The sequence below is a fragment of the Humidesulfovibrio sp. genome, from assembly GCF_035560995.1.
In the GTDB taxonomy this organism is placed as follows: domain Bacteria; phylum Desulfobacterota; class Desulfovibrionia; order Desulfovibrionales; family Desulfovibrionaceae; genus Humidesulfovibrio.
On sequence record NZ_DATMYK010000109.1, the window covers coordinates 1 to 21,500 of the forward strand.

At 66.1% G+C, this 21,500-nt stretch carries 21 protein-coding genes; 4 read left to right on the top strand and 17 right to left on the bottom strand.

Annotated features, from left to right (window positions below):
* Nucleotides 1-173: 173 nt before the first annotated feature.
* A complete protein-coding gene (locus VN419_RS04155; protein ID WP_325644748.1) occupies nucleotides 174-620 on the top strand; it encodes a glycine zipper domain-containing protein in 447 nt (148 codons plus the stop codon).
* Between the two features lie 252 nt (nucleotides 621-872).
* Here the strand turns inward: VN419_RS04155 and VN419_RS04160 are convergent, their stop codons facing one another.
* From VN419_RS04160 to VN419_RS04220, 13 genes are all read right to left on the bottom strand, one after another.
* Nucleotides 873-1,646 carry a hypothetical protein gene (locus VN419_RS04160; RefSeq protein ID WP_325644750.1) on the bottom strand — a complete coding sequence of 258 codons (774 nt, stop codon included), beginning with the start codon at nucleotides 1,644-1,646 and terminating at the stop codon, nucleotides 873-875.
* Nucleotides 1,647-1,758: 112 nt separating this feature from the next.
* On the bottom strand, nucleotides 1,759-2,751 hold the full coding sequence (locus VN419_RS04165) for a DsbA family protein (RefSeq protein ID WP_325644752.1): 993 nt from the start codon (nucleotides 2,749-2,751) through the stop codon (nucleotides 1,759-1,761).
* A 15-nt stretch (nucleotides 2,752-2,766) separates the two neighbouring features.
* Nucleotides 2,767-3,948, bottom strand: coding sequence for a pyridoxal phosphate-dependent aminotransferase (locus VN419_RS04170; protein ID WP_325644754.1), 1,182 nt, complete (start codon nucleotides 3,946-3,948; stop codon nucleotides 2,767-2,769).
* A gap of 2 nt (nucleotides 3,949-3,950) precedes the next feature.
* On the bottom strand, nucleotides 3,951-5,369 hold the full coding sequence (locus VN419_RS04175; RefSeq protein WP_325644756.1) for an FAD-binding oxidoreductase: 1,419 nt from the start codon (nucleotides 5,367-5,369) through the stop codon (nucleotides 3,951-3,953).
* Nucleotides 5,370-5,406: 37 nt separating this feature from the next.
* On the bottom strand, nucleotides 5,407-6,051 hold the full coding sequence (locus VN419_RS04180; protein ID WP_325644788.1) for an amino acid ABC transporter permease: 645 nt from the start codon (nucleotides 6,049-6,051) through the stop codon (nucleotides 5,407-5,409).
* Nucleotides 6,052-6,098: 47 nt separating this feature from the next.
* Entirely contained in the window at nucleotides 6,099-6,914 is an 816-nt protein-coding gene (locus tag VN419_RS04185; protein ID WP_325644758.1) for an amino acid ABC transporter ATP-binding protein, read from the bottom strand.
* Between the two features lie 4 nt (nucleotides 6,915-6,918).
* Complete coding sequence (locus tag VN419_RS04190; RefSeq protein ID WP_325644760.1) at nucleotides 6,919-7,629, bottom strand: amino acid ABC transporter permease; 711 nt, start codon at nucleotides 7,627-7,629, stop codon at nucleotides 6,919-6,921.
* 107 nt (nucleotides 7,630-7,736) lie between these two features.
* On the bottom strand, nucleotides 7,737-8,537 hold the full coding sequence (locus tag VN419_RS04195) for an ABC transporter substrate-binding protein (protein WP_325644762.1): 801 nt from the start codon (nucleotides 8,535-8,537) through the stop codon (nucleotides 7,737-7,739).
* A gap of 221 nt (nucleotides 8,538-8,758) precedes the next feature.
* Entirely contained in the window at nucleotides 8,759-10,102 is a 1,344-nt protein-coding gene (locus tag VN419_RS04200) for a dicarboxylate/amino acid:cation symporter (RefSeq protein ID WP_325644765.1), read from the bottom strand.
* Between the two features lie 165 nt (nucleotides 10,103-10,267).
* Nucleotides 10,268-11,551 (bottom strand): radical SAM protein, encoded by a 1,284-nt coding sequence (locus tag VN419_RS04205; protein ID WP_325644767.1) that lies wholly within the window; start codon nucleotides 11,549-11,551, stop codon nucleotides 10,268-10,270.
* 71 nt (nucleotides 11,552-11,622) lie between these two features.
* Complete coding sequence (locus VN419_RS04210) at nucleotides 11,623-13,206, bottom strand: hypothetical protein (RefSeq protein ID WP_325644769.1); 1,584 nt, start codon at nucleotides 13,204-13,206, stop codon at nucleotides 11,623-11,625.
* Nucleotides 13,206-14,252, bottom strand: a complete 1,047-nt coding sequence (gene amrS / locus VN419_RS04215; RefSeq protein ID WP_325644771.1) for an AmmeMemoRadiSam system radical SAM enzyme — start codon at nucleotides 14,250-14,252, stop codon at nucleotides 13,206-13,208. The genes VN419_RS04210 and amrS overlap by 1 nt, the downstream gene beginning before the upstream one ends.
* 46 nt (nucleotides 14,253-14,298) lie before the next feature.
* Entirely contained in the window at nucleotides 14,299-15,363 is a 1,065-nt protein-coding gene (locus VN419_RS04220; protein WP_325644773.1) for a TOBE domain-containing protein, read from the bottom strand.
* Between the two features lie 258 nt (nucleotides 15,364-15,621).
* Here VN419_RS04220 and VN419_RS04225 point away from each other — a divergent pair, with 258 nt between their 5' ends.
* Together VN419_RS04225 and VN419_RS04230 are read left to right on the top strand one after the other, a co-directional pair.
* Entirely contained in the window at nucleotides 15,622-16,581 is a 960-nt protein-coding gene (locus tag VN419_RS04225) for a sulfite exporter TauE/SafE family protein (RefSeq protein ID WP_325644775.1), read from the top strand.
* A gap of 222 nt (nucleotides 16,582-16,803) precedes the next feature.
* Nucleotides 16,804-17,490, top strand: a complete 687-nt coding sequence (locus VN419_RS04230) for a hypothetical protein (protein WP_325644777.1) — start codon at nucleotides 16,804-16,806, stop codon at nucleotides 17,488-17,490.
* Nucleotides 17,491-17,540: 50 nt separating this feature from the next.
* On the opposite strand, the gene VN419_RS04235 is transcribed toward VN419_RS04230, so the two are convergent.
* Entirely contained in the window at nucleotides 17,541-17,786 is a 246-nt protein-coding gene (locus tag VN419_RS04235; protein ID WP_325644779.1) for a hypothetical protein, read from the bottom strand.
* A 269-nt stretch (nucleotides 17,787-18,055) separates the two neighbouring features.
* On the opposite strand from VN419_RS04235, the gene VN419_RS04240 reads away from it, so the two are divergent.
* On the top strand, nucleotides 18,056-18,763 hold the full coding sequence (locus VN419_RS04240) for a hypothetical protein (protein WP_325644781.1): 708 nt from the start codon (nucleotides 18,056-18,058) through the stop codon (nucleotides 18,761-18,763).
* 122 nt (nucleotides 18,764-18,885) lie between these two features.
* On the opposite strand, the gene VN419_RS04245 is transcribed toward VN419_RS04240, so the two are convergent.
* The 3 genes from VN419_RS04245 to VN419_RS04255 form a co-directional block, all read right to left on the bottom strand.
* Entirely contained in the window at nucleotides 18,886-19,134 is a 249-nt protein-coding gene (locus VN419_RS04245) for a hypothetical protein (protein ID WP_325644783.1), read from the bottom strand.
* Between the two features lie 102 nt (nucleotides 19,135-19,236).
* Nucleotides 19,237-20,541, bottom strand: coding sequence for a radical SAM protein (locus VN419_RS04250; protein WP_325644785.1), 1,305 nt, complete (start codon nucleotides 20,539-20,541; stop codon nucleotides 19,237-19,239).
* A 39-nt stretch (nucleotides 20,542-20,580) separates the two neighbouring features.
* The coding region (locus VN419_RS04255; RefSeq protein WP_325644786.1) for a nitrogenase component 1 at nucleotides 20,581-21,500 on the bottom strand (920 nt) is incomplete at its 5' end.

A 21,500-nucleotide genomic window follows, 5' to 3' on the forward strand; every position in this document is an offset into this window, starting at 1 on the left:
CGCTGAAACAAAAGCTCTTTTCAGCTGGCCCGAAGTTTGCTGAAACCATGCGTGACGGCCCGCGTCTTGACGAGAGCGCAGGAAGGCGTATCTTTCAGCGCAGGGCCCGGAATGGAAATGGGCCGCAACTCTACTCGACAATCGGCGGGCATGCCCCGCACCAGGAGGATCACATGAAACGCCTCATCGCTTCCGCAATCCTCGCCACCTTCCTCGTCGGCAACCTGGCCGGTTGCGCCGACAAATCCCAGACCGGCGCGGGTCTTGGCGCGCTCACCGGCGCAACAGTCGGCGCGCTCACGTCCAAGAACAAGGTTTCCGGCGCGGCCATCGGCGCGGGCATCGGCCTGCTGCTCGGCTACATGGTCGGCAACGAGATGGACAAGCACGACAAGGAACAGATCAACAAGGCCCTGGAGACCCAGCCTTCCGGCAAGCCCATGGCCTGGAAGAACCCGGACAACGGCACCCAGTACGAGGCCACGCCGAGCCCGGCCTACGTGCAGAACGACAAGGTCTACCGCGACATTTACATCAAGGCCAACGTGGACGGCCAGGAGAAGGACGTGAAGGCCAAGGCCTACCGCCAGGCCGACGGCCAGTGGGTTCTGGTGCAGTAAGCCCCATTAAGCCCCTTCACGGCACAGCGTGACCAAGGCCCGGAGCGCAGGTTCCGGGCCTTTTTTTGCGCCTCAAGGCACGCGTTCCGCAGAGGCGGAGCGCGCAAGGCAGGTCAACGGGGCATGCCCGCTCGGCCAGACTGCCGGGCTGCACGGGCCGACGCTGCCGGGGCCGGGCATGCGGCGCGCGCCGCAAAGAAAAGGCCGGGCCTCCTTGCGGAAACCCGGCCTCATGCGGTCATTTGATGTCGGCTAGAAGCGGCCCTCGCCGGTCTTGTGCTCCGTGCCCAGGGGTTTGGCCGCGTCCACAGGACCGGGCTGCACCTCGTGGCGCACCTCCGGCACGGCGGGAGTGGCCGGGGCCTGGCCCGGGCGGCTCACGGAGTAGGAGCCCAGTTCGTCGGACTGCCCTGCCGGGGCCGGAGCGCCGCCGGGGCGGCGCACCTCGGTGCTGGAGGCGGAAACCTTGCTGCCGCTGTAGTTGCTGCCCAGCACGCGGTCGCCATGGGAAGCGCTCTTGCGGCCGGACTTCTTGGTGGCCTTGGTCTCGGCCTGCTTGTCGGCCGCAGCGTCGGACTTCTTGTCGGCCTTGGCGGAACCCTTCGCCCCCTTCTTCTCGACGACGATCTCCTCGGTTCCGGCGGCCTTGCTTTTCTTGGACTTCTTTTCGGACTTCTCGGCCTTCTCAGCCTTCGCTGCCTTGGCCGGGGCCTCGGCCGCATCCTTCTTGGACTTCTTGCCCTTCTTGCCCTTGTCCTCCGCAGCCTTGGCCAGCTCGTCCACCTTGGACTTGCGGTTCTTCTTGGCGGGCTTGTCGCCGGGCTTCACTTCGACCCAGCCGCCCTGGTCCGCGCCGGGCGCGGCCTTGCCGGACTTCTTGGACTTGGCCTTCTGGTTCTTCTTTTCCTTGAGGGCGGCGGCGCGCTCCTCCGGGGCCATCTTATACACTTTGGCTTCGGCGGGCGTCGCAACCGCGAGTCCCAGAACCAAAGCCGCGGCCAACAGGCCGTTGCAGATTTTTCGCATGTTCAAGCCTCCTTGCAAGGGGGTGGACGCGCGCGGTGCGCTGCGCCCTATTCTCATACCATACACGATGAGCGCCCAAGGCGTCCAGAGGGCAAAAGTCCTGCCTTTGCGCCTACTTCAGCAGCTGCCCCAAGCGGTTCTGGTCAAAGCCGTCCACGCGCACGCCATTGACGAAGATCACCGGAGTGCCGCTGATGTCCATGCCCGCGGCCTTGGCCATGTCGTTCTGCACGGCCGCGTCCCAGGCGGAGCCAGCCAGGGCGGCCACGATGGCCTCGCCGTCCGCGCCCAGGGCCTTGAGCTCCGGGAAGCGCGCCAAAAAGGCCGCCGCCACCTCGACCCAGGCCTTTTGCAGATTCTCCGGGCTCTTGTCCGCCACCTTGGGCACGGGCAGGTCCGTGTAGGCGAAGCGGGCGAAGTCCAGGACCTTTTCGGGGGCCTTTTCCGCCGCCCAGGCCATCAGGGCGCAGGCGATGTCCGCGCCGGGGTGCGAGGTGAGGGGGAAGTGCGCCAGCCGGAATTCGCCGAAGGACGCCGTCCTGCCCATGAGATAGGCGAAGGCCGTGCGGCAGTAGGGGCAGAAGGGATCGGACACGTAGACCACGCTGCGCGTTCCCGTGCCCTTCAAGAGCGTGTGGCCCAGGTCCTTCAGGTCGGCCACGCGCATCTTGTCGCGGGCGTCCTTCAGGATGCTGCGGCCTTCTTCCAGGTCAACGATGTCCGACACGTAGAACCGGCCGTCGGCGCTGACGAACATGGTGAAGGGCTGGGCCTGGCCGCTTGCCGGGGCCAGGGCGCCGCGCACGATGTAAATCTCCGCGCCCGCGAATCGGGCGGCCTTTTCCGCAGCATCCACGCGCACATCGGCCGCGCGCAGCACCGGGGCATTGGGTCGCCGCACCAGCCCGGCCACGAAGTTCCGCCGGAAGGCCTCCACGTCGAAGCCCTGGCCCGCCGGACTTGCCTGGCCAAGCTTTTCCGCCTTGGGCGCGTCCTTGGCCTTGTCGGCCCCCTTGTCGGTTTTGGACGCGGCCAGGACCGGGGCGGCCACGCACAGGACCAGGGCCAGAACAACAGGTATGGAACCGAAAGACATGCGGCGCATGGGCGTCTCCTTTGTTTACAGCTGTGCGGACCAGGCGGCCAGACGGTCGCAGGCCTCGTTGATTTCGGCCTCGTCGCCGCCAAAGGACAGGCGCACGTGGCCCTCGCCGCCGGGGCCGAAGGCTCCGCCGGGGATGGTGATGACCTTGGCCTCGCGGATGAGCCGGATGGCCAGCTCGCGCGAGTTCTCCACCGCACCCTGGGGCAGTTCGACTTTGGCCATGACGTAGAACGCGCCTTTGGGCCGCACGTGGCTCATGCCCGCCATGGCGGAAAGGCGCTGGCAGATGAGGTTGCGGCGTTTCTCCAGCTCGGCCTTCATGGCCAGGAACACGTCCTGCGGCCCGGTGAGGGAGGCTAGGGCCGCGATCTGCGCTGGGGTGGGCGCGCAGATGGCCGCCGCGTCGTGGATCTTGAGCATCTGGTTCAGCAGCGCCTCCCGCGCCCAGAGGAAGCCCACGCGCCAGCCCGTGAGGGCGAAGCGTTTGGAAAAGCTGAACACGCCGATGAGCAGGTGGCGCAGTTCCGGCAGGCTCGACAGGCTGAAGGCGGCCTCGCCGTCGTAGGTCAGGGCGTCGTAGGTGTCGTCGCAGATGACGAAGACGCCGTGGCGGATGGCCAGCTCGGCCACCTTCAAGAGGTCGGCCTTGGCCCACACCGCGCCCGTGGGGTTGTGCGGGCTGGAGATGATGATGGCCTTGGTGCGCGGGGTGACGGCCGCCTCGATGGCCTCGGGGTCCAGGCTCCAGTCCGCGCGGCGCAGGGGGGCGAACACCGGCGTTCCCTCGGCCATGAGGATCTGCTCCACGTGGGAGGGATAGAAGGGCTCGGGCACGATGACCTCGTCCCCCGGGCCGATGAGCGTCAGCATGGCGCACAAAAGCCCTTCCATGCCGCCCACGGTGATGGCCACCTCGCGCTCGGCATCCGCAGGCAGGCCCTTTTCGGCCAGGAGCAGCTCCGCCGCCGCGCGGCGCAGGGCGGGCATGCCGGGCTGGAGCGAATACTTGCCCGCGCTGGCGTCCTCGCGCAGGGCGCGGCACACGGCGTCCACCACGTGCTCCGGGGTCTTGAAGGACGGGATGCCCTGGCCCAGCGACACGCAGCCGCCCACCTGGGCCGCGATCATGGGCATCTCCTTGGTGGCGGAAATTTTGATCTGCTTCACGCGGCGCGAAAGCCGGGCTTCCAGGTCCATGCTCACTCCTTGCCGGAAGCCGGCCCCTCTGGGAACAGCTTGCCGGGATTCAGGACGTTGTTCGGGTCCAGCAGATTCTTTATGCCCTTCTGCACCTTGAGGCTCACCGGGGCGATCTCCAGCGGCAGCAGGTGGCGCTTGGCCAGGCCCACGCCGTGCTCGCCGCTCATGGTGCCGCCAAGGGCCAGGGCCAGGCGCACGCATTCCTCGGCCGCCTGCTCCACCCTGGGCCGGGCCGCCTCGTCCGGGGAGGTCAGGTTCAGGTGGATGTTGCCGTCGCCCGCGTGGCCAAAGGCGTAGATGACCACGCCGAAGCGCTCCTCCACCTCCGGCAGGGCGGCCACCATCTCGGCTATCCTGCCGATGGGCACGGCGATGTCCTCCGGGATGTACACGGCGCAGGTCTCGTGGATGCGCGTGCTGACGCTGCGGCGCACCTTCCAGACTTCTTCGCGCGCGGCGTCGCTTGGCGCGGGGATGAGGGCCAGGGCGCCCAGTTCGCGGCAGATGGCCTCGATGTCCTGGGCGGCGCGGGCGGTCTCTTCCTCCGTGCCGTCGCATTCGATGAGCACCAGGGCCTCGCTGCCGCCCACAAGCTTCCCCTTCACGTGCTCCGGCAGCAGGTCGCCCACGAGCTTCAGGCACTTGGCGTCCAGGAACTCCATGGCCGAGGGCAGGTGCCCGCGCGTCATGACGCTGATGATGGCCCGCATGGCCGCGTCCAGGCCGGAGAAGACCGCGGCCAGGCACTGCTGGTGCGCCGGGTGCGGCAAAAGCTTCAGGGTCAGTTTGGTGATGACGCCCAGGGTGCCCTCGCTGCCCACCAGAAGCCGCGTCAGGTCGTAGCCCACCACGCCTTTCCGCGTGGCTGTGCCGGTCTGGATGAGCTCCCCGGAGGGCAGCACGGCGGAAAGGCCCAGCACGTAGTCGCGCGTGGTGCCGTACTTGACGCAGGCCGGGCCGCCCGCGTTGGTGGCCGCATTGCCGCCGATGGTGCTGGTGTCCAGGCTGGCCGGGTCCGGCGGATAGAACAGGCCCTTGGCCTTGGCCGCGCGGCGCAAATCGCCCGTGAGCACGCCCGGCTCCACCGTGGCGGTCACGGAGTCGCTGTCGATGCACAGGATGCGGTTCATGGCCGTCATATCGAGCACCACGCCGCCGGTTTCGGCCAGGCAGCCGCCAGCCAGGCCCGTGCCCGCCCCGCGCGGGATCACCGCGAAATTGTGTGCATTGGCCAGGGTGATGAGCCGCGCCACCTGGGCTTCGCTGCGCGCCAGCAGCACGGCCGCGGGCGGCAGGCACAGGCCGGAGTCGTCGCGGCTGCGCGCGTCGATGGCATCATGCGAGGTGAGCAGGTCCGCGCCGAACTCGCGCTCAAGCAGGGCCAGAATGTCGGGACTGGGTGCGCCGGGATGCTGCATGGCCGACTCCAGGGGGGGGTTGCGGAGAGGAAAGAGGCTAGGTTCTGGGCCGCTCGAAACCGGGCACGGAGAGCGCGTCCTCGGCCAGGTGCAGCAGCCAGGCGGCGATGGTCACCAGCACCAGGTAGTACACGCCCAGGGTGCAGAAGACCTCGATATTGCGCCAGGTGTTCTTGGCGATGGTGGTGGCCGTGCCGGTGAGTTCGTTTACGGTGATGATGGACGCGAGCGACGAATACTTGATGAGGTAGATGATCTCGTTGCCGCAGCCGGGAAGCGCCCGGCGGAAGGCCTGGGGCAGCACGATGTTCAGCACCGCCTGCCGGGTGGTCATGCCGAGGGCCAGGGCCGCGCGGATCTGCCCGCGCTTGATGGAGTTGAGCCCGCCCCGGATGTATTCGCTCTGGTAGGCGCCGCTGCACATGCCGAAGGCCAGGATGGACGCCTCGATGGGGTCGAGGACGATGCTGAAGCCGCCGATTGTGATGTACGGCAAGGCGAAGTACCAGAAGAACACCTGCACCACGAGCGGCGTGCCGCGAAAGAGCGAGACGTAGGCCTCCGTAAGTTTGCGCACGGGCGCGGGCCCGTACACGCGCAAGACCCCGGCCGTGAGCCCGATGAGGACGCCCAGTAGCGCCGAGGGCACGATGACCAGTACGCTGGTCCACAGGCCCTCCATGAGGCCCGGCGCAAGCTCCGTGCGCAGAAATTCAAGATACGGCGTGCTCACAGACGGCACTCTCCGGGTACGCCTTCGCCCGCCTCGCCAGCCTCTCCTCCGGTCAGTTCGCTGATCTTGGAGCAGAAGGCCTGGGTGCGCGAGCCGGAGCCCTTGCCCAGAAGCTCGGCCGGGGAGCCCTGCTCCACCACCTTGCCCTTTTCCATGAACATGAACTCGTCCGCCAAGCTGGCGGAAAAGCTGATCTGGTGCGTGGCCATGATCATGGTCATGCCGCCCTGGGCCAGGTCGCGGATGACGGCGAGCACCTCGCCGATGAGTTCGGGATCAAGGGCGCTGGTGGGCTCGTCCAAAAGCATCACCTTGGGGTCCATGGCCAGCGCGCGGGCAATGGCCACGCGCTGCTTCTGCCCGCCGGAAAGGTTGGCCGGATAGAGCTGGGCCTTGTCGGCCAGGCCCACGCGCTTCAGCTCGGCCACGGCGCGCTCGGTGGCGTCCAGCTTGCTCAGTCCCTTGACCTTCATAAGCGCCACGCGGACGTTCTCCAGCGCGCTCAAGTGATCGAAAAGATTGAAGTCCTGAAAGATCATCCCCACCTGCTGGCGGAAGGCGCACAGTTCCTTCTTGCTCTTCTTGTCCACCTCGCGGCCTTCCAGCAGAATGTGCCCGGAATCCGGCGGCATGAGGAAGTTGAGGCACTGCAGAAGCGTGCTCTTGCCCGCGCCGGAGGGGCCGATGAGCACCTTCACCCGGCCGCGGCCGATGGACAGGTTCACGGAGTCCAGGACGCGGTTGCCGCCCAGGGTCTTGAACAGGTTCCGGGCCTCCAGAATGGGCGTGGCGGTGGGCGTGGCGTCGGGCATGGGCTTAGACAGCTCCTTGGCGCGTGTAGCCCGCGATGCGGACCTTGTTTTCAAGCATGTTCAGGGCCTTCACCCCGACCCAGGTGAGGGCGAAAAAGATGATGCCCGCCACAAAGGCCATGCTCACGGGCTCGTGGGTGGTGGAGGCGATGGAGCGCATGCGGGCCATGATCTCCACCACGCCGATGGTGAAGGCCAGGGCGGAGTCCTTGAGCAGGATGGAGTACTCGTTGCTCCAGCCCGGTATGGACAGGCGCAGGGCCTGGGGCATGATGATGGTGCGGATGGCCTGGGCGTCGGTCATGCCCAGCGCGCGGGCGGCCTTGAGCTGGCCGCCGGGCAGCGACTGGATGGCCCCCCGGAAAATCTGCGACTGGTAGGCGCTGGAGGTGAGGCCCAAAACCAGCACTGCGGCCACGAAAGGGCTGTCCAGGCCCAGGGAGGTCAACCCCGGCACGGTGGAAAGCCAGGACAGGATGCCGAAATAGAAGATGTACATCTGCACCAGAATGGGAATGCCCCGGAACAGCCACACGTAGATGGACACCGCGCGGCGCACGGGCTTTGGCCCATACACCTGGAGCACGGAGAGCGGCACGCCCAGGGTCAGGCCCAGCAGCATGGCCCCCACGATGAGTCCGGCGGTCCAGACCACCCCGCCCAGCATGTAGGGCAGGGCCTCATGGGCGGCGTTGAAGGCGACGGCGAAATCCATAACATCCTGCGGTTTGGGTCAAAAAAAGCCCCGGCCCCCAGAAAAGGCCGAAAGGCTCCGGCATTGCTCCGAAGCCTTTCGGGTGTTTTCTGGAGCCGGAAGGAAGACTAGTCGATGTCGTACTTCTTCTTCAGTTCCTGCCAGTAGGGATCGGCCATGAGCAGCTTGAGGCCCTCATTGATCTTCTTCAGCAGCTCGGCGTCGTCCTTGCGCACGGCGTAGCCGTAGTTCTCGGCCGGGGCGTCGAAGGTGCCGACGACCTTGGCGTTCTTGTCCTTCTTCAGCACGTCCTTGGCGATGGTGTTGTCCATGCCGGAGCCGTCGATGCGGCCCACGGGCAGGTCCTGCATGGCCAGGTCGGTGGAATCGTACTGCACCAGCTTGAACTTCATGCCGGGCTTCTTGGAGAGGTCCTCCAGGTACTTGGCGGTGACGGTGCCGCGCTGCACGCCGATCTTCTTGTTGCCGGTCAGCATCTGCTCAAGGGTGGCCTTGCTGTCGCCCTTGACCACGAGCACCTGGGTGACCTTGTAGTAGGGATCGGAGAAATTGACGCGCTCGGCGCGTTCGGCGGTGGCGCTCATGCCGGAGCAGATCATGTCGATCTTCTTGGCCTCAAGGGCGGGGATGATGGCGGACCACTCGACGGGCTGGTGCTTCACCTTGAAGCCCATCTTCTTGCCGATCCACTCGATGGCCTCGACGTCGAAGCCGACGGTCTTGCCCTCTTTGTCCACGAAGGCGTACGGCGGGAAGCCGCCGCCGTCGATGCCGTTGATGAGGACCTTCTCTTCCTTGGCGGCGGTGGCGTTGGCGGTGGCGTTGTCGGCGGCCTTCTCGGGCGCTTTCTGACAGCCAACCAAGGCCAAGCCGAGGATCATGGCGACAGCAAATGCGAGACGTTTCATGCGCGAACCCCTTTGTTCAACCCGTTTGTTCAAACCGTTTGCTCAACTCATCGTCCGGTCGTTTGCACCCGTTGCAACCCGTGGTGCAAACCTTCCCCCGAAGCGCCGCGCGCCCCCAGGGCAGCCCGATCATTTCGGCATCGCTTAACAGACTGCGCCCCCGCAGGCAAGGACCGGCAGGGGCGCAGGATGGTCTATGCTGATGGCCAGTACGGCCGGGTCTAGGCCTTTTCGCCCTGCCCGTTTCCGTTCACCGCGCCGTCGAGAATCTCTTCCGGCGCGTCCTCGGCCTGGTCGTTCTTGCCGGAGAAGGCCTTCTGCAAGGCGTCCATATCCAGCGCTCCTTCCCACTTGGCCACCACGATGGTGGCGATGCCGTTGCCGATCAAGTTGGTGATGGCGCGCGCCTCGCTCATGAAGCGGTCAACGCCCAGAAGCACGGCGATGGAGGCGATGGGAATGGTGTGCAGGCTGCCCAGCGTGGCCGCAAGGGTGATGAAACCGCCGCCGGTGACCGCTGCCGCGCCCTTGGAGGTGAGGAGCAGGATGCCCAGCATGTACAGCTCGTCGCTCAGGGTCAGCGGCGTGTTGGTGGCCTGGGCCAAAAAGACGGCGGCCATGGTCAGGTAGATGCACGTGCCGTCGAGGTTGAAGGAGTAGCCCATGGGGAGCGTCAGGCCCACCACGGACTTGTTGCAGCCCGCCACTTCCATCTTGGCCATCATGCGCGGCAGGGCGGATTCGGAGGAACTGGTGCCGAGCACGAGGAGGATCTCCTCCTTGATGAAGCAAAGGTACCGCCACAGGCTGAAGCCCGTGAGCTTGCAGACCGCAAGAAGCACCACGAAGATGAAAATGATGCAGGTGGTGTACACGCCGGCCATGAGGTACATGAGCTGCTGGAGCGAGCCGACGCCGTGGGCGCCCACCACATAGGCCATGGCGCCGAAGGCGCCCATGGGCGCGAAGTACATGATGTAGTGCACGACCTTGAACAGGCCCTTGCTGAATTCATCGATGAACTTGGTGACGTTCTTGGCCTTTTCGCCCAGGGCGGAAAGGGCCAGACCGAAGAAGATGGAGAAGAAGAGCACCTGAAGGATCTCGCCCTTGGCAAAGGCGTCCACCACGTTGGTGGGGATGATGTTCAGGATGAAATCGATGGTGGAAAGCTTCTTGGCGCTGCCCGCGTACTTCTCAACCGCGCTCATGTCCATGGTGGACACGTCGAGGTTCATGCCCACGCCGGGCTTGTACAGATTCACCACCACCAGGCCGATGGCCAGGGCGAGGAGCGTCATGGTCCAGAAATAAAGCATGGCCTTGATGCCCACGCGGCCCACTTTGCCCATGTCACCCATTTTGGCGATGCCCACCACGACCGTGCAGAAAATGATGGGGGCGATGATCATTTTGATCATCTTGATGAAGGCGTCGCCAAAGGGTTTCATCTGCGCGGCCAGCCCTTCTTTGCCAGGGAAGACCACGCCCAGGGCGATGCCGATACAAATACCCATTATGACCTGGAAATACAGTGACTTGTAGAACGGTTTTCCTGCGCCCATGCACTCCTCCATCCGGGTTTGGGATTTCAGACCAGCATAGACGGGTTGACAATTTCCGGCAAGCAAATTGTTGCACAAGCCCGCCTGCTCCCCTCTCTTTCAGGGAACAGGCGGGCTTGCGAAACAGGAACCTATGACCGGAACAGGCGGCCCCAAAAGGCGAGGCTACGCGCCCCCGGGCTCCAGGTAGGGATTGAAGTAGCCGAAGCCCAGGTGCGGGTTGGCTTTTTTCAGGCGCTTCATGAAATTTGCCAGGCCCATGCACGGGCCGTGGTCAAAACCGCCCACAAGGCTCATGGCCAGTTCCGGGTCCAGGTTCAGGTTGCGCAGCTGGATGAAGTCGAGCTTCGTCTCGTCCACCAGGGCGCTGAGCGCGTCCCACTCGTTCTCGCAGTCGGTCACGCCGGGGAAGTACAGCAGGTTGAGCGAGACGAACATGCCCGCGTCCTTGGCCGTGCGGATGCTCTGCAGCACGTCCTCGAACTGGTAGCCGTTGGGCCGGTAGTAGGCCTCGTACGGCCCCTTGCGCACGCTGTTCAGGCTCACGCGGATGGAGTCCACGCCAGCTTCTTTAAGCCCCGGCAGGGTGCCGGGCAGGCTGGCGTTGGTGTTCACGTTCACCGTGCCCGTGCCGCCGCCCTTGCGGAATTTGGACACCGCCGCGGCGATGAGCGCGGCCTCGGTCAGGGGCTCTCCCTCGCAGCCCTGGCCAAAGGAGTAGATGGGCCTGCGCTCCTTGGACTGGTGGCGGCGCATGACCTCGATGATTTCCTTGTCCGTGGGCTTGAACCCGATGCGGTTCTGGGTGGAGGGGAAGCCGGAGTCCTCCGGCTGGTGGGAGATGCAGCCCACGCAGCGGGCGTTGCACGTGCGCGAGGTGGGCAGCGGGGCCTCGAAGCGGCCGAGGGACAGGTTCTTGGCCGCCGGACAGCCATAGGTCAGGGCGCAACTGGTCAGGTGGCGCACCAGACGGTTCAGGGGCAGCTCGGCCAGCAGCTTGCGCGCGCCTTTTTCGATGCGTTCGCGCGGGATGCTGGCGAACTCCTGTCTGCGGTCCTGGTCCACGCGCCGGGCGCAGACGTAGAACCTGCCCTCGTAAAAGCCAACGGCCCCGTAGGCGAACAGCGGCAGAATGGGCGCGCCGGGCCGGGTGTTGTACGCGGCGGAGGCCGAAAGGGTGTGCGCCGGGCTGGCGAACACGGCCACGGCCAGCTCGTCCGCCTCGCCCAGCTCCTCCACCTGGCCCGTCTCCGGGTCCAGGCCCAGGGCGCTGCGGCCGGGCAGCAGGAAGAACTCACTGTCCTCCGGCAGGGGGATCAGTTCGTCGGGCCTGGGCAGGGTCAACTCGCTGCCGCGTCGGCAGAGCATCAGCAGGTCCGGGTGATCGTAGATGTTGCCGGCTTGATCGGCAAAGACCAGACAGGGCTCGATGTGCTTGGTGGTGCTCATGCGCGTTCAATACGCCGCCAGGGGGCTAATCGCAAGGTGGGTCGCAAGAAGGGGGCCGCAAGACGTGCGCGTCAGGGCCGCGATGCATCCTGCCCGCGTAAAAGCAGGCTGGCGGCCAGTCCGGCCTTCAGGCGCTCCGGCTCCGGCGCGCCCAGGGCCAGGGCGGCCCGGAACTCCTCGGCGGCCTTGGCCTGCGGCCCGCAGAGCAGATAATAATGCGCCAGACGCGCATGCTCCTGGGCTTCCAATCCGGGCTTGTCCACCAGGGCCTTCAGCGGGATGAACGACAGGCCGAGCGCCAGGGCGAAGACCACGGCAGGCGCGGCCAAAATCCCCCGCGACTCAGCCGGGGCTTGGCGCAGCAGGCCGGTCAGCTGCGCGCACAGGGCACCGGCAAAGCACAAGGCCAGGGGCAAAAGCACCACCCGGTAGCGCGGCGTGACCTGAAACAGCAGCACCAGCGCGGCCTGCCCTGCGAGCAGCGCGGCCAGGGCGGCGGCTTCGGGGCTGTCGCGCCACAGGCGGGCCAGCCCGGCCAGGCCCAGGGCGAAGACCAGCCCCGCGGGCAGGGCCAGCAGCCCGGGCACAGGCGAAAAGCGCGCGGAAAAGCCGATATTGGCCGTGGCGTCCACGCCCGCGTTGTTCAGCAGGAGCAGCGCCTTGCGGCCCAATAAGCCCGCCGCTTCGGCCGGATTGTCCACAAAAAAGCGCAGGGCCTTGCCATACCACCAGGCGTCGGCCTCTGCCAGGCTAAGCTCACGGCCGCTCTCGGCCTCGGCCCGCTGCCAGGCATGCACAAGCACCATGTACGGCGTGTTCTCAAAACCCGGCAGGGCGTCGCCCACGCCGCTGGCGCCGGGGTGGTTGCCGGAATAGAGCGTGAACCCGCCCTGGAAGCCGAAGGGCGAGGCCTTGCCGGCCACAGCGGCGTTGTGGGCCATGAAGGGCGCAAGGACCAGCATGAAGCCCAGCAGGCAGCGCGCGGCCGCGGGGACAATGGCCTGCTGACCGAACTGGCGGCCGGCCTTGCGCCAGCTGAAACCCGTCCACACGGCCAGGGCCAGCAGCGCCGCCGGGGCCAGATTGGGCCGGATGAGCGCTGCCAGCGCCAGAAGCGCGCCGGAAAGCCAGGCGGCGAGGGTGCCGCCCGCGCCGTGCCGCGCACGGAACAGCAGCGTGAGGCCCAAAAGCAGGCAGAAGATGGCCGGGCCCTCGCCCAGCGGCAGCAGGGCGTAAAAGAGGAGCGGCCCGCACAGGGCGTAGAGCCCCCCGGCGATGAGCCCGGCGCGGCGCGTGAGGTCCGGCGCGGCTATTCCCGCCGCCAGCCCGCCGCAGAGCGCCGCCGAGCCCGCGTCGAGCACGGCGTTGACGAGCACGAACAGGGGCACGTCCGGCCCGAAGAGGATGTACTGCGGGGCCAGGACCAGGGCGTAGCCCGGGCTCATGACCATGGGCTCGACAAAGAAGTAGGCCGAGGCCATGAGCCGCTGCGCGGCGAAAAGATAGGCCGAGAGGTCGGGCACATACTCGCCCGCCAGGGGCGTGCCGCGCACAAAGAACCAGTGCGCCAGCCGGGGGATGAGCGCCAGGGCGAAGACCAGCGCGGCCTCGCGCCAGGTCCAGGCCGGTGCGGCCCGCGTCTGTCCGCGCTGCATCAGCTCCAGACCCCGGCGATGGCTGCGCCGCAGGCCGGGCAGCTTCCGTTTGGCAAGCCGTCCCGCACGCCGAAACCCTCTCGCGAGAGCACGGTGGCGGCGCAGGCCGGGCAGAGGGTGTCGCCGTGGCCCGGCCCGGCGGCGTTGCCGATGTACACGTAGTTGAGCCCGGCTTTGCGGCCCGCCTCGCGCGCGGCGAGCAGAGTCTGCGTCGGCGTCACCGGGCGGTCCAGCAACTGGTAGTCCGGGTGGAAGCGCGAGAGGTGCCAGGGCGTGTCCGCGCCCAGCTCATTGTGGATGAACCCAGCCATGGCGGCCAGTTCCTCCGGCGAATCGTTCAGGCCGGGGATGAGCAGCGTGGTCACCTCCAGCCACCAGCCCAGGGCGCGCATGCGCTTCAGGTTCTCCAGCACCGGGGCCAGGCGCGCGCCGCACTGGTCCTTGTAGAAGCCCTCGGTGAAGGCCTTCAGGTCCACATTGGCCGCCTGGATGAGACCCGGGGCCGGGCCGAAGGCGTCCAGGCAGTCCGGGCTCATGAAGCCGTTGGTGACCAGGATGTTTTTGAGGCCTTGCTCCAGCGCCAGCCGGGCCGTGTCCTCCACCAGTTCGAAGAACACGGTGGGCTCGGAATAGGTGTAGGCGAGGCTGCGGCAGCCGGAGTCCAGCGCGGCCCGCACCAGGGCGTCCGGCGGCAGGGCGTGGCCCTTTATGGCCTGGCCCAGGCGCGGCGGCTGCGAGAGGGAAGCGTTCTGGCAGAAGGAGCAGGACAGGTTGCAGCCCATGGTGCCCAGCGAAAAGGTGCGCGTGCCGGGCAGAAAGTGGTACAGGGGCTTCTTTTCCACCGGGTCCACGTTCATGGCCGCGGGCAGGCCGTAGACCAGGGTCACGAGCCCTCCCTCCCCGTCATGGGCCTGGTTCTCGCGCACGGCGCAGAGGCCGCACTTTCCGGGCGCGATGACGCAGAAATGGCTGCACAGGCGGCACTGGACCGCGCCGTGCGCCAGCGGCTTCCACAGTCTGGCGGGATGCGTTTGCCCAAGCGACATGGCTCTACCTCCTGCCGCAGGCATAGCCGAAATCCCGGCGGAAGTCCTAGCCGAAATTCAGGATGACCGAGAAGGCCCCGAAGCTGGCCCACACGGGCGAGCCGATGGCGAGGTCGAGCCTGCGCACGCTCTCGAAGGTGATGACCGCGGCGAGCATGGTGCCGTCGGAAAGCTCGGCCACCACCTCTGCGGCCACGTGGTCCCCCTGCTCTTCCCCGGTCAGGATGCGCCGCACAATGGCCGGGTAGCGGTTGGCCGCCGAGGACAGGGGCTCGTGGTCCCCGGCGGAGAGCTGCACCCAGGGGGCCTTGATGTCCGCCGTGGCCAGCACGCCGGGCGTTATGCCCAGGCGCTCCACGCTTTCACGCGTCACCACGCTGGTGACCTTGAAACCGCCCAGGCTGGTGATCTCCACGCTGGCCACCACGGGCCCGCTGACCACCTTGCTCACCGCGCCGAAGAAGCGGTTGCGCGCGCTGGATTTGCGGCGCTCCTCGCGCTTCAGGTAGGCCTCGACGATGGTGCCCGCCTCAAGGTCGGAATAGTCGGAAAAGGCCGCCGTGAGGTCGGCCGAGGAGTGGCCCAGCAGGCGCTGCACCACGGGCAGGGGCACGTCCTGGCGCATGAGCTGCCGCGCGCGGGAGCGCCGCAGCACGCTGGGGCTGGCCAGCTCCTTGGGCAGGCCCACGGCCTCGGCGCGCTCGTAGAACTTGCGGCGCACGTGGCCCTGGTCCATGTCGAACAGCTTGGCCGCGTCGGGCGTCAGGGTGGGGTCGGCCAGGGCCTCGCGCAGGGCGCGCGCCACATCGGTGGGCAGGGGCACCTCACGCCCTTCGCCGTTGTTGCCCGCGCCGCTGAAGTGCGCGGTGGGCCGTTCGCTGTCCAGGTCCAGGTCGCGGGTGGGATCAAGCCCCAGCACCTCGCCCAGCCTGGCCCCGGTGGAGCGCAGGAGCAGGAAGATGAGCCACAGCCTGCGGCGCGAGGCATAGTCCGCCCGGCGGCGCGAAGCGTCCATCCAGGAGCGGAAGGACTGCTCCAGGCGGGCCACCTGCGCTTCGTCCAGGGTGCGGGTTTCGGCCTGTGCCGGGGCGGTTTCATCAGAGGCTGTCATGGCTGCTCGCTTGAGGTTCGGGTTCCGGCTATGCGCCACCCTAAGACGAAACGATTTCGCTGCCAAGGCCCGGAATTTCCAATTCGCGTGACAGGAATCTTTGCGCGACAGGCAAAATAATTCGTGACAAACTGTTTCGGCGGTCATATCCTGTAGTCACGAAAATACAAGAACGCGTGAGAACAAGCGTGACCATGCGTTCCCGCAACCCCCAACCCGGAGCGGAGCCGCCGCCCGGAAAGCACGCAGGAGGCCGCCATGCTCTTCGAGGTCGCAGGCATCGAGGTGCAGCCCTGGGTTCCCCCGCTGGTGTCCCTTGTCATTTCCTTCTTCACGTCCATGGGCGGCGTTTCCGGCGCGTTCCTGCTTTTGCCCTTCCAGATGAGTGTGCTGGGCTACGTGAACCCGTCCGTCAGCTCCACCAACCAGTTCTACAACATCGTGGCCATTCCCAGCGGCGTGTGGCGTTTCATCCGCGAGGGCCGCATGGTCTGGCCGCTCACCTGGGTGGTCATCGTGGGCACGCTGCCCGGAGTGCTCATCGGGGCCATAGTGCGCGTGCAGTACCTGCCCGACGCCAAGAACTTCAAGCTGTTCATGGCCTGCGTGCTGCTCTACATCGGCACGCGCATGGTGCTCGACCTCATCAAGCAGATGCGCGGCCAGCAGGGCGGGGCCAAGGCGGCGGAGGAACGCTTCCAGGCCCAGGTGGCGCGCTTCCGCGAGAAGGCCAAGGCCCAGGAGGCCCACGGCGAAAAGCTGGCGGCCGTGCGCGTGGTGCGCTTCACCAGCACGCGCATCGCCTATGAATTCTATGGCGAAACCTACGACGTCTCCACCTGGGGCATCCTGTCCCTGTCCTTCATCGTGGGCATCATCGGCGGCACCTACGGCATCGGCGGCGGGGCCATCATCGCGCCGTTCTTCGTCTCTTTCTTCGGCCTGCCGGTGTACACCGTGGCAGGCGCGGCGCTCATGGGCACCTTCATCACCAGCGTGGCCGGGGTGGCCTTCTACCAGTTCATCGCCCCGTTCTACCCCACCATGTCCATCGCGCCGGACTGGATGCTCGGCTTCCTGTTCGGCATCGGCGGCATGGCGGGCATGTACCTGGGCGCGCGCTGCCAGAAGTTCGTGCCCGCGCGCTACATCAAGTGGATGCTCTCCGGCCTGCTGGTGTTCCTGGCCGTGAAGTACGTGACGGATTTCCTGCGCTAGAGACGCATCAATTCGACGCATAAACGGAGGACGCCGCACACTTCCAGTCCGGCACGGGAGCGCCACACACCCCGCTGGCCGCGCAATGCGTCTTCCCGCCAGAGCCCCCGCCTACCGCACGATCCGGGCGGGGGCTCTCTTTTGTCTGCACTGCGCCCGCGCCCTTGCCTCGCCAAGCTCCCTGCCCTACCATCGGGGCACATTCACCCCAGCGGAGACCCCATGCGCCGACTGCTTCCTTTCCAGGTCCTGGCCCTGGTTCTATGCCTGGCAGCCTCTGCCTTGGCCCTTGCGGCGGAAGCCGCTCCCGCCATCGGCGCCGAAACCGCCCTGCGCCTCCAGCCGGGCGAGCAGGCCCTGCCCGGGCAGTCCGCCTGGTCCCCGGGCCAGCGCCAGGAAAGCGGCTTCCGCATCAGCGTCGGCGCCGACCCGGAAACGCCCGGCGGCTTCCGCCTGGAAATCACGCCCGACCACAAAATCGGGCCCGCGCCCGGCCAGAAACCCGCGCAACCGAACGGCCTGCGCCTCTGCCTGGGCCTGACAAGCGCCGCGCGCCTGGACCTGTACAAGACCCGCGCCGTGGAGTTCCGCATCAAGGCCTCGCGCCCGGTGGCGGGCATCCTGGCGCTCACCAGTTCCAACACGCAGAATCGCAACGCGCGCGACCGCGCCTTCGGCAGCTTCGGCATCGGCACCGAGTGGAAGCCCCTGCGCCTGCCCTACGGCACCCTGGCCCCCATGCCCGGCTGGGACGAGGAGGCGAAACGGCTCGGCCTTTCCCCTGGCGACCACGTGCTGCGACCGGACAGCATCGAGGACTTCTGCCTGGGTGTGGAGGCGGGACGCCTGCCCCAGGGCGACGCCGCTCCCCTGGTCATCCGCATCGACGGTCTGCGCTTCGTGCGCTGAGCGGCGCGCAAAAAAAGCCCCCCGGTCTGACCCGGAGGGCTTGCGTCCCATCAACCCCATTGCCGTATTCGATTGAATTCCGCCCGCCGCAGGCCGCGCCAGCGCCTGGCGGCGACAAACGTCCACACGCCCTCCACCAGGCCGAAGGGCCAGGCCCCCTGCAAAAAACCGTAGGCGCTGCTCATGGCGCAGGAGCCCGCGAAGGCCAGCACGAACCAGGAGCTCTTGTCCTCCAGCGCGTAGAACACGAGCATCAGGCTCACGGAGAGGAAACCATACAGGGTCAAAGCGTCCATTCGGTTACTCCGGGGTTGTTGCGGTGGGAGAAAGCGCTGGGACTCCGCCCCTGCCCTCCTGTCAAACACGGCTTCGATACGAATATTTCGACGCTACGTATTGATATTCAGAAAGCAAACGAACACAATATATTGAATCATCACAAACAGAAGCGACACAGTCATTCACAGAAAGAATGCGGCCCAGTAAATCATCGGCGTGATCAGCTTGGTCTCAATTTCCTTTCATTCCTGGTGCAACAGGCTAAACCATAATTCTCGGAGAGGGTATGAAGTTTCGTCCCACAATCACAATCCTGCTATCTCTTTGTATTGTTGTCTTGCTTTCCCCAAGCGTCACATTAGCTGAAGAAGACGGAAAAATTAAAGTTGGCGCTTTTTATGACAATGAAAACTTCAGAAACAATAGCAGAGGAGCGTCATATTACGGTAGCTACGGTGGCGTGCTGCTTGGGTACGAAAAACAGCTTGACACCTTCTGGTGGTCTACGGAAGGCCGCTACAAATACGGCCAGCTCAACAATGAAAGCTCCAAAGTGAACCTTGCGTACATCGAGGGGAAAGGCGTTGTCGGCAAAACGTTCGAGCTCAGCGGATTGACGGTCAAACCTTTTATAGGCCTCGGCCTGAGCTGGGCAGCCGAGGACGAGGTTGGTTACAACGACGCCTACACCACTGAATACCTGCTGCCCATAGGGCTGCGGGTTGAGCGCAACACTGACGTCGGCCTGTTTGGCGTAGACTTGCTGTACAACTATGTCCTTCGCCGCGAGGTGTATTGGACCGACGGAGATCCTTACTGGGCCAAAAGGAACTTCGGCGGTTCCTACAATGTTGAGGTCGGCCTCTACCATGAGCCCGCCTCCCTGCCCATGGGCTTCCGGACCTACTTCAAATACGAGAAATGGCAGGCATCGAAGATATGGGCCAGTATTGAGCGCCAGCACGTAGGCTTTGAAACGTACGTGAAGTTCTAATATATTCGACTCTTTAAAAAGACGGAAGGCAGCTTTTTGCCTTCCGTCTTTTTATATGGCGCCGCAAAGACAGTGCACTCCCCCCTTTGCGGGTCCAAAGTGCACCCGCGTTCCCCAGCCCCCTACTCGTCCACCTCACCCAGGGTGCGCACGCAGACGAGCTTTTCCCAGGAGTAGTAGGTGTTGACCATCTCCTTGCCGCTCTTCTCGGTGACGCGCAGAAAGTCTTCGCCCAGGAACACGGTGGCCATTTCGTAGATGCGGCCCTCGTTCACCTGGATCTTGATGCCTTTGCGCAGCTTGCGCGACAGGGTGCCGTGCACCGGCATGGACGCGTACTCGAACACTTTTTCCCACGTGGCTCTGGTCATGTCCCCTCCCTTTCTTCCCTTTGCGGGTCCAGGGGGTGCATACCCCCTGGCGGGGTCCAAGGGGCGGCGCCCCTTGTTCCCGCTAACGCCCCCTTGTTCCCTCTAGCAGCCCTCGCCCGTGCCGCAGCAGGGCTTGGAAAGCCCGCCCTGCTTGGCGCGCAGCACTTCCAGGCCATCCACGCCGGACTCGCCGTAGGCCACGCGCAGGGCGTCCTCGATGAAGCCGGAGCAGGAGGCGGCGATGACGCCGCGCTCGGCCAGGATCTTGCGCGGGGTATCGCCCACCGCGCCCACCAGCACGGCCCGGCAGTCGGCCAGGAGCCTGGCCAGGTCCTCCCAGCGGCTGGGCCCGCAGCCCGCAGTGGGGGCCTGGCGCTCCTCCACGATGCGGAAGCCGCCCCCTTCCGATGCGGCGGCCTTGCCCCAGATCTGGAAGCGCTTGGCCTCGCCCAGGTGCTGATTGATGAGCATGCCCTCGCGCGTGGCGACGGCTATATACGGGCGATCGTCCTGGCCCTGCGGGGGCAGCTTCCCGCAGGCGGCCAGGACGCCGCCCAGTTCGCCGGAGCGGTCGCTGCAGAGAAGTCCTACGGCGTCCGCGCGGCAACGGCGGCAATGGGTCATCTGCGGCACCAGGTGGCCGATCGCGGCGCGCACGGCCGTGACCTCGTCCTTGGTGGGCTCGGCCAGCTCGCCGAAGGGCGTGCCCGCAGTGGGATGCATGGGCATGAGGTTCATGAGGTCCACGCCGAGTTCATGGGCCTTCTCGGCCACGGCCTTAAGCGGGGCTCCATTTTCGATGGTGTTCACGCCCGGAATCATGATGGTGTTGACCTTGACCGCCAGTCCGCGCGCCTTCAGCGCCGCGATGGACTCCAACTGGCGGGAGAGGATGAGCTCGGCCGCGGCCTGGCCGCGATAGACCACGTTTCCGTCGCGCACCCAGGAATAGACCTTGGCCCCGATGGCCGGATCCACGGTGTTCAGGGTGACGGTGGCGTGGGTGACGCCCAGGGAGGCCAGGTCGTCCACATACTCCGGCATGGCCAGGCCGTTTGACGACAGGCAGAAGAGCATGTGCGGGTAGGCCTCGTGGATGAGGCGCATGGTTTCGAGGGTCTCCGCCGGGTTGGCCATGGGGTCGCCGGGGCCGGCGATGCCGATGACCGTGATGCGCGGCTCCTTGTCCAGCACCTGCTTCGTGTATTCCAGGGCCTGGAAGGGCTTCAGCACCGCGCTGGTCACGCCGGGGCGCGACTCGTTGACGCAATCGTACTTACGGTTGCAGTAGTTGCACTGGATGTTGCACTTGGGAGCCACGGGCAGGTGCACGCGCCCGCAGGAGCCGGAGGACTCCTTGTTGAAGCAGGGGTGCTTGACGCTCTTGGGATCGATAATGACGTTCATGTGCGGCTCCTTTCCGATGATGGCCTGTGAGAGTGGCGCTTAGAGGTATCCGTAGCCGATGTCGGAGTCGGTCTGCTTCTTTTCCAGAACGATGTTCACCAGGCGGTCGAACAGCTCCTGCGCGCCCCGGTAGCCGAGGCTGAGCTGCCGCTGCCCGCCGAAGCGGTCGTGGATGGGGAAGCCAACGCGCAAGAGCGGAATGTTCCAGTCGCGCGCGGCGCGCTGGCCCTTGCTGTGCCCCACCAGGATGTCCGGGGCGAGGTCCTTGGCCTCCTCCACGATGTCGAAGAAATCCACGCCTTCGCGGATTATTGGTCGCAGATGGGCGGGCTGTTCGCGCAGCACGTCGCCGCAGGCTGCGGCTATGTGTTCGGCCACGCCGCGGTTCTTTGCCCCGGTGGCCACCAGAACCGGCTTCACGCCGATCTCGGCCAGGAAGCTGGTGAGCCCGATGACCAGATCCTCCTCGCCGTAGACCACGGCGCGCATACCGGACACGTACTTGTGCCCGTCCACCAGGGAATCGATGTAGCGGCCGCGTTCCAGGGCCAGGTCGCGGGGCACGGGCCTGCCGCTGATCTTCTTGAAGGCCTCGAACAGGCTGTCCGTCTCGCGGATGCCCATGGGCAGGCCCAGGCTGTGCAGCGGCACGCCGAAGCGGCTGCGCAGGGAGCTGCCCGCCGTGTCCTGGCTGGTGATGGCCCGGCCGAGCTCGATGCTTGCGAGGCTGCCGCCCATGGCGCGGATGTCTTCGACCTTGGTGCCGCCGGAGGGGATGTTCTCGTATTCCAGGAGCGCCGGGCCATCCAGGGTCTCGGAGTAGTCGGGCAGGATGATGGGCTCGATGCCGAAGGCGCGGGCGATCTCCTTCAGGTGGCGGATGTCCGCCGGGGAGACCATGCCGGGCATGAGGTTCACGCTGCCGTTGGCCTCGGTCTTTTCCACGCAGAGCTGGTCGG

Bases quoted from the DNA above. Each gene is read 5' to 3' on its own strand.
- VN419_RS04170 (WP_325644754.1), bottom strand. From the start codon at position 3,948: ATGGACCTGGAAGCCCGGCTTTCGCGCCGCGTGAAGCAGATCAAAATT.
- VN419_RS04190 (WP_325644760.1), bottom strand. From the start codon at position 7,629: ATGGATTTCGCCGTCGCCTTCAACGCCGCCCATGAGGCCCTGCCCTAC.
- VN419_RS04245 (WP_325644783.1), bottom strand. From the start codon at position 19,134: ATGACCAGAGCCACGTGGGAAAAAGTGTTCGAGTACGCGTCCATGCCG.
- VN419_RS04195 (WP_325644762.1), bottom strand. From the start codon at position 8,537: ATGAAACGTCTCGCATTTGCTGTCGCCATGATCCTCGGCTTGGCCTTG.
- VN419_RS04180 (WP_325644788.1), bottom strand. From the start codon at position 6,051: ATGGAGGGCCTGTGGACCAGCGTACTGGTCATCGTGCCCTCGGCGCTA.
- VN419_RS04205 (WP_325644767.1), bottom strand. From the start codon at position 11,551: ATGAGCACCACCAAGCACATCGAGCCCTGTCTGGTCTTTGCCGATCAA.
- VN419_RS04200 (WP_325644765.1), bottom strand. From the start codon at position 10,102: ATGGGCGCAGGAAAACCGTTCTACAAGTCACTGTATTTCCAGGTCATA.
- VN419_RS04175 (WP_325644756.1), bottom strand. From the start codon at position 5,369: ATGCAGCATCCCGGCGCACCCAGTCCCGACATTCTGGCCCTGCTTGAG.
- VN419_RS04235 (WP_325644779.1), bottom strand. From the start codon at position 17,786: ATGGACGCTTTGACCCTGTATGGTTTCCTCTCCGTGAGCCTGATGCTC.
- VN419_RS04160 (WP_325644750.1), bottom strand. From the start codon at position 1,646: ATGCGAAAAATCTGCAACGGCCTGTTGGCCGCGGCTTTGGTTCTGGGA.
- VN419_RS04225 (WP_325644775.1), top strand. From the start codon at position 15,622: ATGCTCTTCGAGGTCGCAGGCATCGAGGTGCAGCCCTGGGTTCCCCCG.
- VN419_RS04230 (WP_325644777.1), top strand. From the start codon at position 16,804: ATGCGCCGACTGCTTCCTTTCCAGGTCCTGGCCCTGGTTCTATGCCTG.
- VN419_RS04185 (WP_325644758.1), bottom strand. From the start codon at position 6,914: ATGCCCGACGCCACGCCCACCGCCACGCCCATTCTGGAGGCCCGGAAC.
- VN419_RS04220 (WP_325644773.1), bottom strand. From the start codon at position 15,363: ATGACAGCCTCTGATGAAACCGCCCCGGCACAGGCCGAAACCCGCACC.
- VN419_RS04250 (WP_325644785.1), bottom strand. From the start codon at position 20,541: ATGAACGTCATTATCGATCCCAAGAGCGTCAAGCACCCCTGCTTCAAC.
- VN419_RS04210 (WP_325644769.1), bottom strand. From the start codon at position 13,206: ATGCAGCGCGGACAGACGCGGGCCGCACCGGCCTGGACCTGGCGCGAG.
- VN419_RS04155 (WP_325644748.1), top strand. From the start codon at position 174: ATGAAACGCCTCATCGCTTCCGCAATCCTCGCCACCTTCCTCGTCGGC.
- amrS (WP_325644771.1), bottom strand. From the start codon at position 14,252: ATGTCGCTTGGGCAAACGCATCCCGCCAGACTGTGGAAGCCGCTGGCG.
- VN419_RS04165 (WP_325644752.1), bottom strand. From the start codon at position 2,751: ATGCGCCGCATGTCTTTCGGTTCCATACCTGTTGTTCTGGCCCTGGTC.
- VN419_RS04240 (WP_325644781.1), top strand. From the start codon at position 18,056: ATGAAGTTTCGTCCCACAATCACAATCCTGCTATCTCTTTGTATTGTT.